Annotated in this window: 13 protein-coding genes; 3 read left to right on the forward strand and 10 right to left on the reverse strand. The window is 65.8% G+C overall.

The features are described 5' to 3' along the window. Window positions 1-6 precede the first annotated feature (6 nt). The 7 genes from NG697_RS04165 to NG697_RS04195 form a co-directional block, all read right to left on the reverse strand. Window positions 7-846 carry an HpcH/HpaI aldolase/citrate lyase family protein gene (locus NG697_RS04165; RefSeq protein ID WP_252613672.1) on the reverse strand — a complete coding sequence of 280 codons (840 nt, stop codon included), beginning with the start codon at window positions 844-846 and terminating at the stop codon, window positions 7-9. A gap of 4 nt (window positions 847-850) precedes the next feature. Further along, the gene (locus NG697_RS04170; protein ID WP_252600009.1) at window positions 851-1,456 is read right to left on the reverse strand and encodes a MaoC family dehydratase; all 606 of its coding nucleotides are present in this window, start codon (window positions 1,454-1,456) and stop codon (window positions 851-853) included. Continuing rightward, window positions 1,453-2,220 carry a CoA transferase subunit B gene (locus NG697_RS04175; protein WP_252600008.1) on the reverse strand — a complete coding sequence of 256 codons (768 nt, stop codon included), beginning with the start codon at window positions 2,218-2,220 and terminating at the stop codon, window positions 1,453-1,455. The genes NG697_RS04170 and NG697_RS04175 overlap by 4 nt, the downstream gene beginning before the upstream one ends. Window positions 2,221-2,222: 2 nt before the next feature. Further along, entirely contained in the window at window positions 2,223-3,017 is a 795-nt protein-coding gene (locus NG697_RS04180) for a CoA transferase subunit A (RefSeq protein ID WP_252613673.1), read from the reverse strand. Between the two features lie 65 nt (window positions 3,018-3,082). After that, window positions 3,083-4,246 carry an acyl-CoA dehydrogenase family protein gene (locus tag NG697_RS04185; protein WP_252600006.1) on the reverse strand — a complete coding sequence of 388 codons (1,164 nt, stop codon included), beginning with the start codon at window positions 4,244-4,246 and terminating at the stop codon, window positions 3,083-3,085. 2 nt (window positions 4,247-4,248) lie between these two features. Beyond that, window positions 4,249-6,459 (reverse strand): ATP-binding protein, encoded by a 2,211-nt coding sequence (locus NG697_RS04190; RefSeq protein WP_252613674.1) that lies wholly within the window; start codon window positions 6,457-6,459, stop codon window positions 4,249-4,251. Between the two features lie 7 nt (window positions 6,460-6,466). After that, window positions 6,467-8,074: a carboxyl transferase domain-containing protein gene (locus NG697_RS04195; protein ID WP_252613675.1), complete on the reverse strand. Its 1,608-nt coding sequence runs from the start codon at window positions 8,072-8,074 to the stop codon at window positions 6,467-6,469. Between the two features lie 167 nt (window positions 8,075-8,241). Between NG697_RS04195 and NG697_RS04200 the strand changes: the two genes are divergently transcribed. Further along, window positions 8,242-8,994, forward strand: coding sequence for an SACE_7040 family transcriptional regulator (locus tag NG697_RS04200; RefSeq protein ID WP_308216177.1), 753 nt, complete (start codon window positions 8,242-8,244; stop codon window positions 8,992-8,994). A gap of 224 nt (window positions 8,995-9,218) precedes the next feature. Here NG697_RS04200 and NG697_RS04205 read toward each other — a convergent pair whose 3' ends face one another. From NG697_RS04205 to pdhA, 3 genes are read right to left on the reverse strand one after another with little or no spacing between them, the layout of a single operon-like run. Next, complete coding sequence (locus NG697_RS04205; protein WP_252613676.1) at window positions 9,219-10,646, reverse strand: dihydrolipoamide acetyltransferase family protein; 1,428 nt, start codon at window positions 10,644-10,646, stop codon at window positions 9,219-9,221. Then, the gene (locus NG697_RS04210) at window positions 10,643-11,653 is read right to left on the reverse strand and encodes an alpha-ketoacid dehydrogenase subunit beta (protein ID WP_058929524.1); all 1,011 of its coding nucleotides are present in this window, start codon (window positions 11,651-11,653) and stop codon (window positions 10,643-10,645) included. Before NG697_RS04210 ends, NG697_RS04205 begins: the two co-directional genes overlap by 4 nt. Continuing rightward, window positions 11,653-12,762 carry a pyruvate dehydrogenase (acetyl-transferring) E1 component subunit alpha gene (pdhA, locus tag NG697_RS04215; RefSeq protein ID WP_252600002.1) on the reverse strand — a complete coding sequence of 370 codons (1,110 nt, stop codon included), beginning with the start codon at window positions 12,760-12,762 and terminating at the stop codon, window positions 11,653-11,655. Before pdhA ends, NG697_RS04210 begins: the two co-directional genes overlap by 1 nt. 195 nt (window positions 12,763-12,957) lie before the next feature. Here pdhA and NG697_RS04220 point away from each other — a divergent pair, with 195 nt between their 5' ends. Both NG697_RS04220 and NG697_RS04225 read left to right on the forward strand, forming a co-directional pair. After that, a complete protein-coding gene (locus NG697_RS04220) occupies window positions 12,958-13,431 on the forward strand; it encodes an Lrp/AsnC family transcriptional regulator (protein ID WP_058929526.1) in 474 nt (157 codons plus the stop codon). A 139-nt stretch (window positions 13,432-13,570) separates the two neighbouring features. Next, a complete protein-coding gene (locus NG697_RS04225) occupies window positions 13,571-14,191 on the forward strand; it encodes a hypothetical protein (protein ID WP_252613677.1) in 621 nt (206 codons plus the stop codon). Window positions 14,192-14,300 lie beyond the last annotated feature (109 nt).

Consider the following 14,300-nt stretch of genomic DNA (forward strand, 5'->3'; position numbering starts at 1 on the left):
GCAGCCCTAGGAGTGGATGCCTGCCCGGCGGATGGTGGCTTCGGCGTGCTTGAGGATGGGGCCGTCGATCATTTTGCCGCCGTGCTGGAACACGCCGGATCCGGCAACAGCCGCGACCTGCAGCAGTTCTGTGGCGGCGGCGACGTCGGCCTCGGACGGGGCGTAGGCGCCCCGTACAACGGCCGCCTGCGTGGGATGGATGCAGGCTTTGGAGCCGAATCCTGACGCTGCGGCATCAGCGGCCTCCAGAGCCAGCCCGTCAAGGTCCGGGATGTTGACGTACACGGCGTCCACGGCTTCTTTCCCGAAAGCCCGGGCGGCGAGCAGCACCGCGGACCGGGCATGCAGCGCCACGGCGCGGTAGCCGCCGTCGTCCGCTCTGCTGGACGTACCGCTAAGGGAAGCCAGGAGGTCCTCGGCGCCCCACATCAGTGCCACCACGTTGGGGGCCGCCGCGATGGCGGGCGCGTTCAGGACCCCGACTGCGGTCTCGCACAGGGCGATGACGTGGTAGTCCGCCAGGGCTTCGAGCTGGGCCGCACTCTCAGCCTTGGCCAGCATCACCGTGCGGTACGGGGTGTGGGCCAGGCAGTGCAGGTCCTTCTCGAACTCGTCGGTGCCCGCCGGGTTGATCCTGATGATGGTGCGGCTGGGGTCAAGTTCGGGCCCCTCCCCGGCAGCGCCCAGCTGGGCCAGGATGGCGCCGCGCGCCCGCTGTTTGTCCGCGGGTGCCACGGCGTCCTCGAGGTCCACGATGACAGCGTCGGCGCGTTGGGCGGCCTTGGGGAAGCGCTCCGGGCGGTCGGCAGGGCAGAAGAGTAGGGCGGGACCCATCACAAATGTCATACGGTCATTGTCCTCTTTTGGGGCCCGGCACGCTCCCCTTTTCAGCTCCCGCAGGCTGCACGTATTGTCCAGAAGACTGCGCCACATGGGCGTCCCGGTTCCACATCAGGCAGCTCCGAGTGGCCAGCGCCACCACGGTGCCGTCCTGGTTCCGCCCGGTGTGCTGCATGGTCACAATCCCCTGGCCGGGTCGCGATCCCGAGAGCCGTTTGCCGGTGATCACCGTCTCCGTGTAGAGCGTGTCCCCGTGGTACAGCGGGTGCGGGAAAGAGACGTCGGTCAGGCCCAGCTGGGCGATGATGGTGCCCTGGGTGAGCTGGGAGACGGACTGCCCCACCAGGGTGGACAACGTGAACATGGAGTTGACCAGCCGCTGGCCGAACGGCTGCCCTGCGCTCCAGGCGGCATCCAGGTGCAGGGCCTGGGTGTTCATGGTGAGCGTGGTGAACAGGACGTTGTCCGCCTCGGTCACGGTGCGGCCGGGCCGGTGCGCGTAGACAACGCCTTCTTCGAGCTCATCAAAGTACAGGCCGCGCTGCTCGATGACGCGGGGGGCGGCGGTGGTTGCGCCCGGACCGTCGGGGGTTGAGCCCGCCGAAGCCCCGCTCATACGGTGAGCTCCTGGTCCTCTTCGAACAGCTCGGCGCCGGTGGCCGCGGCCACGTCCTCCACGGAGACGTTGGGGGCCAGTTCGCGGAGAACCAACCGGGACCGCCCGCCTTCGGTGACGACGTCGATCACGGCGAGGTCGGTGATGATCCGGTCCACGCAGGCCTTGCCGGTCAGCGGCAGAGAGCAGTGCTCCACGATTTTGGGGTTGCCGTTGCGGTCCACGTGTTCCATCATCACGATCACCTTCTTGGCGCCGAAGACCAGGTCCATGGCCCCGCCCATGCCTTTGACCATCTTGCCCGGGATCATCCAGTTGGCCAGGTCGCCGTTCTGCGCCACTTCCATGGCGCCGAGCACGGCCACGTCAACGTGCCCGCCGCGGATCATGCCGAACGACGAGGCGGAGTCGAAGAACGCGGCCCCCTTGTTGACCGTGACGGTTTCCTTGCCGGCGTTGATGAGGTCCGGATCCACCGCGTCCTCGCTGGGGTATGGTCCCACGCCCAGGATCCCGTTCTCCGAGTGGAGCACCACCTCGACGCCTGCCGGGATGTAGTTGGGAATGAGCGTGGGCATGCCGATGCCGAGGTTGACGTACTGTCCGTTGCTGAGCTCCCGGGCCACCCGGGCGGCCAGTTCGTTGCGCGTCCACCCTTTGCCCTCCGGATTGGTGCCTTCCGGATGGCCGACGGTGGCACGCCGGTATTCGGGCCGTACGGCTTCGGGGCGGGGAGGTGCTCCCTGCGTGCTGTTGGACTCCATGGCTACGCTCCTGCCTGTTCGGTGGCGCTTTCGGTTCCGGCAGCCTGGGCAAGGGAGACGGTCCGCTTCTCGATCCGCTTCTCACCGGCGGGCACAACCACCACCCGCTGGACAAAGATGCCGGGAGTGTGGACGTGTTCGGGGTCCAGCTCCCCCGGTTCCACCAGCTCCTCCACCTCGGCGATGGTGATTTTTCCCGCCATGGCGCAGAGCGGGTTGAAGTTCATGGCGGTGGCGTGGAAAACCAGGTTGCCGTGGCGGTCACCCTTCCAGGCGTGGACCAGCCCGAAGTCGGGCGTCAGGGATTCCTCCAGGACGTAGTCCACACCGTTGAACGTCCGGACTTCCTTGGCGGCGGAGGCAATCGCGATGCCTCCGTCGGCGTCGTACTTCTGCGGCAGGCCGCCGTCGGACACCTGGGTGCCGACCCCGGCCTTGGTGTAGAAAGCGGGGATCCCGGCGCCGCCGGCCCGGAGCTTTTCCGCCAGCGTCCCCTGCGGGGTGAGGACCACCTCAAGCTCACCGGACAGGTACTGGCGCGCGAACTCCTTGTTCTCGCCGACGTAGGAACTGACAGTCCGCCGAATCCTGCCGTCACGGAGCAGGACGCCCAGCCCCCAGTCGTCCACGCCGCAGTTGTTGCTGACGGTTTCGAGGTCCTTCGTGCCGTGCCGGTGCAGGGCATCGATCAAGGCCACCGGGATTCCGCAGAGGCCGAACCCTCCCACCGCGAGCGACGCGCCGTCGGGAATGTCCGCAATGGCTTCCTCGGCGCTGGCAACAACCTTGTTGATCATCGTTGGTCCTTTCAAGGGTCTCGACAGGCTCGACCACCGCGTGGCATTCCCGACCAGCGGGCTTGTTACAGTCCGAGTTCGCGGGCGATGAGCATCAGCTGGACTTCCGTGGTGCCCTCACCGACTTCAAGGATCTTGGAGTCGCGGTAGTGCCGTGCCACGGTGAATTCGTTGATGAAGCCATAGCCGCCGAATACCTGGGTGGCATCCCGCGCGTTGTCCATGGCCGCCTCGCCTGCGACCATCTTAGCGATGGCCGCCTGCGTCTTGAACGGCTTCCCCGCCAGCATCCTCGACGCGGCGTCGTAGTACGCCAGGCGGGCCGTATGGGCCCGGGCCTGCATGCGGGCGATCTTGAACGAGATGGCCTGGTACTTGCCGATGTGATGACCAAACGCGCTGCGTTCCTTGGCGTACTTCACCGACAGGTCAACACAGCCCTGCGCCGCCCCCGTCGCCAAAGCCGCGATGGCGATCCGGCCCTCGTCCAGGATGGAAAGGAAATTCGCGTAACCCCGCCCCTCCGCACCGAGCAGGTTCGCTTCCGGCACCCGGACGTCCTTGAGCGTCAGCGGGTGCGTGTCCGAGGCGTTCCAGCCCACTTTGTTGTAGGCCTTCTCCGCCCTGAAACCCGCAGTATTGGTGGGCACCAGGATGGTGGAAATCTGCTTCTTGAGGCTGCCATCCTTGCGTTCCTTCTGACCCGTCACCGCGGTGACCGTGACCAGGCGCGTGATGTCGGTCCCGGAGTTGGTGATGAATTCCTTGTTGCCGTTGATCACCCAGTCGCCGTTCTCACGATGGGCGTGGGTTTTGGTCCCGCCGGCGTCAGAGCCTGCTTCCGGCTCCGTGAGTCCGAAGCCGGCGAGTGCCTTGCCCGAGGCCAGCAGCGGGAGCCACTCCTCTTTCTGGGCCTCGGTACCGAACCGGTACACCGGCATTGCGCCGAGGGAGACGCCTGCTTCCAGCGTGATGGCCACGGACTGGTCCACCCGGCCAAGCTGTTCGAGGGCGAGTGCCAAAGCGAAGTAGTCCCCGCCCATCCCACCGTGCGCTTCCGGGAACGGCAGCCCGAACAGGCCCATGTCCGCCATCTGGGACACCACCTCGTACGGGAAGCTGTGCTCCTCATCGTGCTTGGCCGAGACCGGCGCCACCACGTTGTCCGCGAAATCCCGGACGGTGTCGCTGAGGTCCTGGTATTCCTCGCTGAGCTCAAAATCTGCCATGGCTAGGCTCCCTTGCCTGTGTTGTTGGAGTCCTTGTTGGAATCCTTGTTGGAATCCTGAAGTGAATCTGCGTCTGAATCGGTGGTTGAAGGGTGGATGGTGGCCAGCACCTGGTCTGCTTTGACCGGCTGACCGGCCTTGATGCTGATGTGGACCGTGCCGGCCACCTCTGCCACGAGCTGGTGTTCCATCTTCATGGCTTCCACGGAGAGAAGGACCTGGCCGGCTTCCACGGTGTCGCCGTTGCTGACCGCAACGGATACCACCGTGCCGGGCATGGGCGAGCGCACCTCCGGGTCCGCGGTGCCTTCCTCGCGCTCGACGGCGGCGAGAACCCGGACAAGCCGAGACTCCCGCGTCAGCGGCTCCAGCCGGCAGGACCAGCCTCCGTTGCCGAGGAACAGTTCCGCGGGAACTCCTGAGGGCAGGTTGTCCGGGGTGAGGTTGACAGGGCCCGCGTCCGCCGGCGCCAGCGAGTAGTCCGTGGTTTCGCCGTCCAGGGTAAGGACCAGGCTCCCGCGGCCCGGCAACCGCAGCGAGGCCGTCCGCCATGGCCCGTCACCGACACAGACCTGGACCGGGCCGGCGGCCACGCGGCCTGTGACTCTCACTGTTGCGATGCCGCCGTCGGGCGTTCCCAGGCTGATCCGCAGGGGCGCCGGCGCGCCGATCCGCCAGCCGTTGCTGGCCTGCCAGGGACCGGGGGGCGTCCCCGTGATGTCCTGGTCCCCGCTCACAACGGCGTACAAGGCGGCCGCGACCAGTTCGGCGTCGTCAATCCGCCGGAAGGCGAAGTCGGGCATCTTGCGCTCGATCAGGCCGGTGTCGAGATGCCCGGCGCGGACATCGTCGTCGTTGATCAGCAGCCTCAGGTACTCAACATTCGTATCGATGCCAAGGGCTGTGTAGCCGGCGAGTGCCGCGTCCAGGGTATCCAGGGCAACGGTGCGGTCCGGGCCCCACGCGATGACTTTGGAGATCATGGGATCGTAGCTGGAGGAGATCTCGAGCCCCTCGAGCAGGGCTGAATCCACCCGGATCATGCCGGCTCCGTGATCGGGCATTTCGTCCAGCAGGAGCACGGTCCCGGTGGACGGCATGAAGTTCCGCTCCGGGATTTCCGCGTAGACGCGGGCTTCGGCGGCGTGCCCGTTGAGTTCGACGTCGGCCTGGCGGAAGGTGAGTTCCTCACCGGCAGCGATGCGGACCTGCCATTCGACCAGGTCCACGCCGGTGACCATTTCGGTCACCGGGTGCTCCACCTGGAGACGGGTATTCATCTCCATAAAGAAGAACTCGTCAGGGGCCTCGTCGGAGACCAGGAACTCCACAGTTCCCGCGCCGCTGTAGTGGACGCTGCGGGCCGCCTGGCAGGCGGCCTCGCCGATCCGGGCCCGGGTGGCCCCGCCGTCGTGCAACGACTCCAGCAGCGGCGACGGCGCTTCCTCAATCACCTTTTGGTGGCGGCGCTGCAGCGAGCACTCCCGCTCCCCCAGATGGATCACGTTGCCGTGGTTGTCCGCCAGGACCTGGACCTCGATGTGCCGCGGCGTGCGGACCAGCCGTTCAAGGAAAAGGGTGTCATCGCCGAAGGCGCTCGCGGCGACGCGGCGGGCGGTGGCCAGCGTGGCTTCGAGGTCCTCGTGGCGCTCCACGATGTGCATGCCCTTGCCGCCGCCGCCCGCTGACGGTTTGATGAGCAGCGGGAACCCGACGGCGGGCGCGGCCTCCATGAGTTGCGCGTCAGTCATGCCCGGTTCGGCGATGCCCGGCACTACGGGGACTCCGTAGCCGGCCACGTGGTTCTTGGACCGGATCTTGTCGCCCATGACGTTCAGGGACTCAACGCCGGGGCCGATGAAGGTGATGCCGGCGGTTTCGAGGGCGCGGGCAAAATCGACGTTCTCGCTGAGGAAGCCGTAGCCGGGGTGGACTGCCTCGGCGCCGGTGTCGCGGCAGGCCTGGAGGATCGCCTCCATCTTCAGGTAGCTTTCTCCCGCGGCGGCAGGGCCAATCCGCACGGCGGTGTCAGCCTCGCGAACGTGGCGGGCCCCGGCGTCGGCGTCGCTGTAGACGGCTACGGAGCGGATGCCCAAGGCACGCAGTGTGCGGATGACGCGGCAGGCGATCTCCCCGCGGTTGGCGACGAGCACGGTGCTGAACAGCGGCTTCTGCCGGATTGCGGAAGGAACGGCGGGCATGGAAACGGTCATGGCTGGCTCACATCCGGAAAAGGCCGAAGGAGGTCTCCGGCAGGGGGGTGCGGGAGACGACGTCGAGTGCCAGTCCCAGGACGGTGCGAGTATCCGCGGGGTCGATCACGCCGTCGTCCCAGAGGCGGGCGGTGGAATAGTACGGGCTGCCCTGGTCCTCGTATTGCTGTTTGATCGGGGCCTTGAAGGCTTCCTCGTCCTCGGCGGACCATTCCTCGCCACGGGCCTCGTACTGGTCACGCTTGACGGTTGCGAGAACGCCGGAGGCTTGGTTCCCTCCCATCACCGAGATGCGGCTTGCCGGCCACATCCACAGGAAGCGCGGCGAATACGCCCGCCCGCACATGGAGTAGTTGCCGGCGCCGAAGGACCCGCCGATGACGACGGTCAGCTTGGGCACCCGGGCAGTGGCGACGGCGGTGACCATCTTGGCGCCGTTTTTGGCAATGCCACCCTGCTCGGAATCCCTGCCCACCATGAACCCGGAAATGTTCTGCAGGAAAATAAGCGGAATGCCGCGCTGGTCGCAGAGTTCGATGAAGTGCGCGCCCTTGAGCGAGGACTCGCTGAAGAGCACGCCGTTGTTGGCCACGATCCCCACCGGGTGCCCGTGCAGCCTGGCAAAACCCGTGACCAGGGTGGTGCCGTACTCCTTCTTGAACTCGTGGAACCTGCTGCCGTCCACCAGCCGGGCAATGACCTCGTGGACGTCGTATTGCGCGTTGACGTCCGTCGGGAGGGCGCCGTACAACTCCGCCGGATCCGCGAGGGGCTCGACGACGGTGTCCACATCCCAGGCAGGGGCAGCCGGCCTCGGCAGGGTGGAGACGATGTCCCGGACGATCTGCAGGGCATGCTCATCGTTCTCCGCCAGGTGGTCGGTGACGCCGGAGATTTTCGAGTGCACGTCACCGCCGCCCAGTTCCTCCGCCGTGACGATCTCCCCGATGGCAGCCTTCACCAGCGGCGGACCGCCCAGGAAGATAGTGCCCTGGTTCCGCACGATCACCGTCTCATCGCTCATGGCCGGAACGTAAGCGCCGCCGGCGGTGCAGGAGCCCATCACGGAGGCGATCTGCGGGATCTTTGCCGCGGACATCCTGGCCTGGTTGAAGAAGATCCGGCCGAAATGCTCCTTGTCGGGAAAAACTTCGTCCTGCTTCGGGAGGAACGCCCCGCCCGAATCCACCAGATAGATGCACGGCAGCCGGTTCTCCAGCGCTATCTCCTGGGCGCGGAGGTGCTTCTTCACGGTCATCGGGTAGTAGGTGCCGCCCTTGACGGTGGCGTCGTTGGAGATCACGAGCATCTGGCGGCCGTGGACCAGGCCGATGCCGGCAATAACCCCGGCTCCCGGCGAGTCGTTGTTGTACATGCCGTTGGCTGCCAGCGGCGCGATCTCCAGGAACGGGCTGCCATCATCCAGCAGCCGGTCAATGCGCTCCCGGGGCAGCAGCTTCCCGCGCCCCACATGGCGCTCCCGCGACTTCTCCGGCCCGCCCAACGCGGCCTCAGCCAGCCTGGTCCGGAGCTCGGCGGCCAGCGCGAGCTGGGCAGCGTTGTTTGCAGCAAACGCTTCACTTGCGGCATCAAGCCGGCTGGCGAGAGTCTCCATCGACTGCATCCGTTCGTCATCTATTGAAAGCCACCAAGGCTCCGGCGAGAGCCGGAAAAGCGAGCTCGGTTAATGCTTTATAACTGGAATTCAGGTTAGTCTTTATTAACTGTGATGTCCAACACAACAGGACATTGCTAGAATCTGCTGTTCCTAGGAGGAAAAGCGTGCCCACCACCCGACCGGTCAAGCCGTCCGCACCGGCCCAGTCTGAGCATCCGAACTCGGCAACACGACCCGTTTCGGCAGCCCAGGCCGCTTCCGCGACGCCGGCAGCTCCGGGAACACCCGCGGCCGCGGCAGCCCACGCAGCTCCCGGAACGCCCCGCAGCCAGGCGAAGGAGAACCGCCGCCAGGCGCTGCTTGCCGCCGCCGCGGGGCTCTTCGCCCTGCACGGATTCAACCGCGTATCACTGGAAGACCTGGGCGCGGCAGCGGGTGTCAGCGGCCCGGCCGTCTATCGCCACTTCCAGGGCAAGCAGGCGGTGTTGGGAGACCTGCTGCTTACCGTCAGCCGCGAGCTGCTCGACGGCGGCCGGCGCGTCATTGCCGAGACTACGGACCCTCTCGCAGCGCTCCGCCGGCTGGTGGGGTTCCAAGTGGAGTTTGCCCTTGGCAAGCCCGACGTGATCCGGGTGCAGGACCGGGATTTCAGCAACCTCAGTCAGAAGGACCAGTCCGAGGTCCGGACACTGCAGCGGAACTACGTGGAGATTTGGGTGGAGGTCCTGGCGCTGCTGCATCCGGGCACCGACGCCGTCGAACTGCGGATGCGGGCCCACGCTACGTTCGGCCTGATCAACTCCACGCCGCACTCGGTGCGGAACCACGGACGGAAAATCGCGCCCAAAACGGCCCGGCCGCTGCTCGAAAGCATGGCGCTGGCGGCACTCACGGTGAACGTTCCCCCGGCCTCCTGACCGGGACACGATTTCAAGAGCGGGCCCTCAGAGGCTCCCAGCCACAGGAGCGGCCTTGGCCCGCATTAGCGGTGCTGGGCAGCACCGCTAATGCGGGCCAAGACCGCACTTACGAATCACGACATGACGCAGGACGTTGCGCAGGCCCAGACCCGGGAGTTTTTGCCCAGATAAAGCGGTTCAAACGCCCCAAACCCGGATTATCTGGACAAAAAACTCGTGAGTTAGACCATCGTGAGCACCATGCCGGGTTCGGCCAGGATGGCGCCAACGTCGGCGAGGAACCTCGAACCCTGCTCCCCGTCCACCAGGCGATGGTCAAAGGACAGGCTCAGCGTCATGACCTGGCGCAGGGCCACCTCATCCTGGAATTCCCACGGCATTTTCCGCACGGCCCCCATGGCCAGGATGGCAGCCTCGCCGGGGTTCAGGATGGGAGTGCCCGCGTCGATGCCGAAGACCCCGATATTCGTGATGGAGATCGTACCGCCGGACAGGTCTGCCGGCGCGGTCTTGCCGGCCCGTGCCGTCTCGGTCAGCCCGGTCAGGGCTGCGGAGAGTTCCAGCAGCGACAGGGTATCCGCGTCCTTGATGTTCGGCACGGTGAGCCCGCGCGGAGTTGCGGCGGCGATGCCCAGGTTCACGTAGTTGAACTGCACGATCTCCTGGCTGACTTCCTCCCACCGCGAGTTCAGCGACGGGTTCCGCCGCAGCGCGATCAGCACAGCCTTCGCCACCAGCGTCAGCGGCGTGAGCTTGTAGCCGGAAAAGGCCCGGCTCGTCTTCAGCTTGGCCAGCAGGTCCATGGTGGGCGTGACATCCACCGTGAGGAATTCCGTCGCGTGGGGAGCCGTGAACGCACTTGCCACCATCGCGGCGGCCGTGAACTTGCGGACACCCTTGATAGGGGTCCTGACTTCCCGCCCACCCTGTGGCGCCAGTCCCGCGGGGAAAACCGAATCGGATACGGCGGAAAGATGGCGTACCGGTGCCGACAATTCGCCGCCGCCAACAAAATTCTGGACATCCTCCCGCGTGATCAGGCCGCCGGCTCCGGTGCCCGCGACCGCGGCCAGCTCGACGCCGAGGTCCTTGGCCAGTTTCCGGACCGGCGGCGTGGAACGTGGACGCTCCGCGGTGTCGGTTTCGACAGGCTCAAGCACAGGGTTTTCGGGTCTGACAGGCTCGGTTTCGACGAGCTCGGTTTCGACAGGCTCAACCACCGGGCCGCGAACAGGCTCAACCGCCGGGGTTGTGAAGGTGCGGGCCCGGCGGGCGGGACGGCCTGAGCTTTCGACAACGGCGCCGTACCCAACCAGGTTCGGCTCGCGTTTCGCGGTCCCCGCTGCAGCAGTGGCCGCCCCGGCGGGCGCAGCCCCTGAAGGTGAGGCGCCGCCGTCGTCCGCTACTTCGAAGGAGACGATCGGCTTGCCCACCTCCACGATTGTTCCCGGCTCTTCATGGAGCGCAGTGATCACGCCCGCGAAAGGTGACGGCAGCTCCACTACGGCCTTTGCGGTTTCCACCTCGGCGATGACCTGGTTCAGCGTCACCGTGTCCCCCACTGCCACCTTCCAGCTGAGGATTTCTGATTCCGTGAGGCCTTCGCCGAGGTCCGGGAGCCTGAATTCCTTGATCATGGTGGCGCTCATCCTTCCAACCCGCTGAGGGAGTTCGGGCGTCCGAGGGCGCGGTCCACGCCGTCGAGGATCCGGTCCAGGCCGGGCAGATGGTGCATTTCGAGCTTGGAGTACGGGTAGGGAATATCGAACCCGGTGATACGGACGGGGGCGGTTTCGAGGTGATAGAAGCACCGCTCGGTAATGCTGGCCGCAACTTCGGCGCCCAGGCCACCGGACTGGCCGGCTTCATGGGTGACCACCAGCCTGCCTGTTTTCCGGACGGATGCTTCAACGGTGGCGTAGTCCACGGGTGCCAGCGAGCGCAGGTCAATGACCTCGATGGAGATGCCTTCGTCGGCGGCCGCGGTTGCTGCGTCCTTGGCCGTCTTCACCAACGGCCCGTAGGCCACGAGCGTCACATCCGTGCCCTCGGTGACAACGCGGGCGGAGTCCATGGGCAGCGCGGTGCGCGGATCGATGCCCTCATCCACTTCACCCTTGTCGTGGTAGCGGCGCTTGGGTTCGAAGTACAGCACCGGGTCATCGGACAGGATGGCCTGCTGGATCACGGTGTGGGCATCCTGCGGGTTGGAGACGCTGACCACGCGGAGCCCCGACGTATGAGTGAAGTACGCCTCGGGCGACTCGGAGTGGTGCTCGGGTGAGCCGATGCCGCCTCCGAACGGGACGCGGATGGTGATGGGCATCTTCACGGCCCCCTGGGTGCGGTAGTGCAGCTTTGCCACCTGGCTCACGATCTGGTCGAAGGCAGGGTAGATAAAGCCGTCGAACTGGATCTCCACCACCGGGCGGTAACCGCGGTAGGCGAGGCCGACGGCGGTGCCCATGATGGCCGACTCGGCCAGCGGGGTGTCCACCACACGGTGGGTGCCGAAATCCTTCTGGAGGCCGTCGGTCACCCGGAAAACACCGCCGAGGGTACCGATGTCCTCGCCCATGAGGATGACTTTTGGATCGTTTTCAAGGGATTTGCGCAGGCCGGAATTGATGGCGCGGGCAAAGGTCATCTGGGTCATCAGCGTGCACCTTCTTCTGAGGTGGCTCCCGCGGGATCGCCGAAGGAAGCCAGGTAACGGGCGTAGTGGTCCTGCTGCCGGTCCAGCCACGAGTTGGGCTCGCTGTACACGTGCTTGAAGATGTCCATCGGCTCCGGATCCGGCATGCCGATGCAGCCTGAACGGAGTTCGCGGGCGACTGACTCTGCCTTGTTGTGAACGTGCTGTTGGACCTCATCCGTGAGGAGTCCTTTGCGTTCCAGCAGGGCCTTGACCCGCAGGATGGGGTCCTTCGCAGCCCAGTCCTCCAGTTCATTGGCGTCACGGTAGCGGGTGGGATCGTCGGCGGTGGTGTGCGGTCCCATGCGGTAGGTGACCGCTTCGATGAAGGTGGGTCCGCCACCGTGCCGGGCACGGTCCAATGCCACGCGCGTGGCTGCCATCACGGCCAGCACATCATTGCCGTCCACCCGGAGGCTCGGAATGCCGAATCCGGCGGCCCGGTCCGCGATCTGAATGTGGGACTGCAACCGCACGGGCTCCGAAATTGCCCAGTGGTTGTTCGAGCAGAAGAAGACCACGGGTGCCTGGAAGCTGGCGGCAAAGACCATGGCCTCGTTGACGTCGCCTTCGCTGGTGGCACCGTCGCCGAAGTATGTCACCGCCACCGAGTCCGCGCCGTCGTTCTGGATGCCCATGGCGTAACCGGTGGCATGCAGGGTCTGCGCGCCGATAATGATCTGCGGGGTGGCCATATTCACGGAGTACGGGTCCCACCCGGAGGAGGCCGTGCCACGCCACACCCGCGTAATGTCCGTCAGGTCCACGCCGCGGCAGTACGCCACACCGTTTTCCCGGTAGCTGGAGAAGACAAAGTCGTCCTCGCGCAGGGCCCTGCCGGAACCGACTTGCGCCGCCTCCTGCCCCAGCAACGGGGGCCAAAGTCCGAGCTCGCCCTGACGCTGGAGGGCGGTGGCCTCAACATCGATCCGCCGGATGACCGTCAGGTCCTCGTAGAGGGAACACAACTGCTCATCCCCGATGTCCTTCACCCAGGGATCGAACTCCGGGTGGCTGATCCGCTCCCCTGCCGGGGTAACCAGCTGGATCAGGTTCCTGTCTGTAGACACGATGGCACGCAACCTTCTCACGTCGTTTGACCGGAGCCTGGGGACTTGTGGTCCCGCCCGCCGCCGGCCGCCCGGGCGCCGTTGCCCCGGATAATTGTGACCCTACTCACAATGCTCAATGGGTACAACCACCGCGGCGGATACTGGGCATTATGCCCTGTTTGCACTGCTCTCACCGTGCTAACGTTGCGCATTATGCAAGCTTTGGATGGCACAGACACACGGCTGCTCTCGGCCCTTGCCCGCGACCCCCGGCGGACCGTGGTGGCGTTGGCCCAGAAGCTGGGGCTGTCCCGGAACACCGTGCAGGCGCGCATGGCCCAGCTGGAGAAAAAACACGTCTTCCTGTCGTTCGAACGGCGTATCAACCCGGCATCCCTGGGCTATCCGCTCATGGCGTTCATTTCCGTCCACGTCCAGCAGCAGAAACTGGGACAGCTGGCCCATGACCTCGCCGGCATTCCGGAAATCCTGGAAGGCTACGGCCTCACTGGCTCTGCTGACCTCCTGCTCCGGGTAGTGGCCCTGGACGCCGAGGACCTCTTCCGGATCAACGGGAAAATCCTGGCGTGCGATGGAGTGGACAGGACGGACACCGCACTGGCCATGAGCGAACTCATCCCGTTCCGCATCCAGCCGCTGCTCGAGCGGGGATCCGGAGACGCTTAGGGCCAGCAGCCCTTATTACCGCCCCGATACCCAGCCCCGGCGGGCTGGGTTATAGGCTGTTCCAAGGTGAATCCATGGGTGCCGTTCAGCGGGTCCCAACAATAAGGCAGTGCCAGTGCGTTGCCGGAAAGGCTCCATCGTGAGCAATCCTCAGGGACCGTACCAGCCGGTCCAGCCGGCGGCCTGGCCCGCGCAACCAACGGGGCAGCCCGGCAACCCCGGGGAGCATGGCGCGCCACCGCTGCCTGGCAACCCGCCACAGCACGGTGCACCCGGACAATACTCGTCCGAGGGGCCGTTCGGCCTGCCCGGACAAGAGCCCCCGGCACAAAGCCGCGGGAAGCTGTGGACCATCCTCGGCGTTGTGGGCGGTGTCCTGCTGCTGGCGGTCGTCGGTGTCCTCATCCTGGTCAACATTGTCAACGGAGCCACCAACCATGCCCGGGGCCTGGCTGACAGCTTCAGCAAACTGGTGATTGCCGGCGACAGTTCCAAGGCCTACGACGACTATCTTGACCCCGCCCTCCATGAGCAGCTGACCAAGGAGGACTTCATCGCCGGTATCAAGACCCTGGAGATGGACAGCACCTGCAAGACTGCCTATAACGAAGTCAAGGCCAGCACCGAGAACGGCACCAAGGCGGCCGACATCGCCGGCCTCATCACCTGCGACGGCGACAAGAAGATCGACCTCATCTACCGCTTCGAAGGCACCGACGAGCTGAAAATGATCAACATCAAGCTCAAGCCCCAGGCCTAGCGCCACACAACGCAAGCCCGCACCCCATCCGCACGGGGACATGGTCCGAATTGCTTCTACGAGGATCCCATCCGGGATCCCGCAGTCTGGCCGGGACAGAACGTCCCCG

Origin of the sequence: Pseudarthrobacter raffinosi, assembly GCF_023913835.1 — a bacterium.
GTDB classification, from domain to species: Bacteria; Actinomycetota; Actinomycetes; order Actinomycetales; family Micrococcaceae; genus Arthrobacter; species Arthrobacter raffinosi.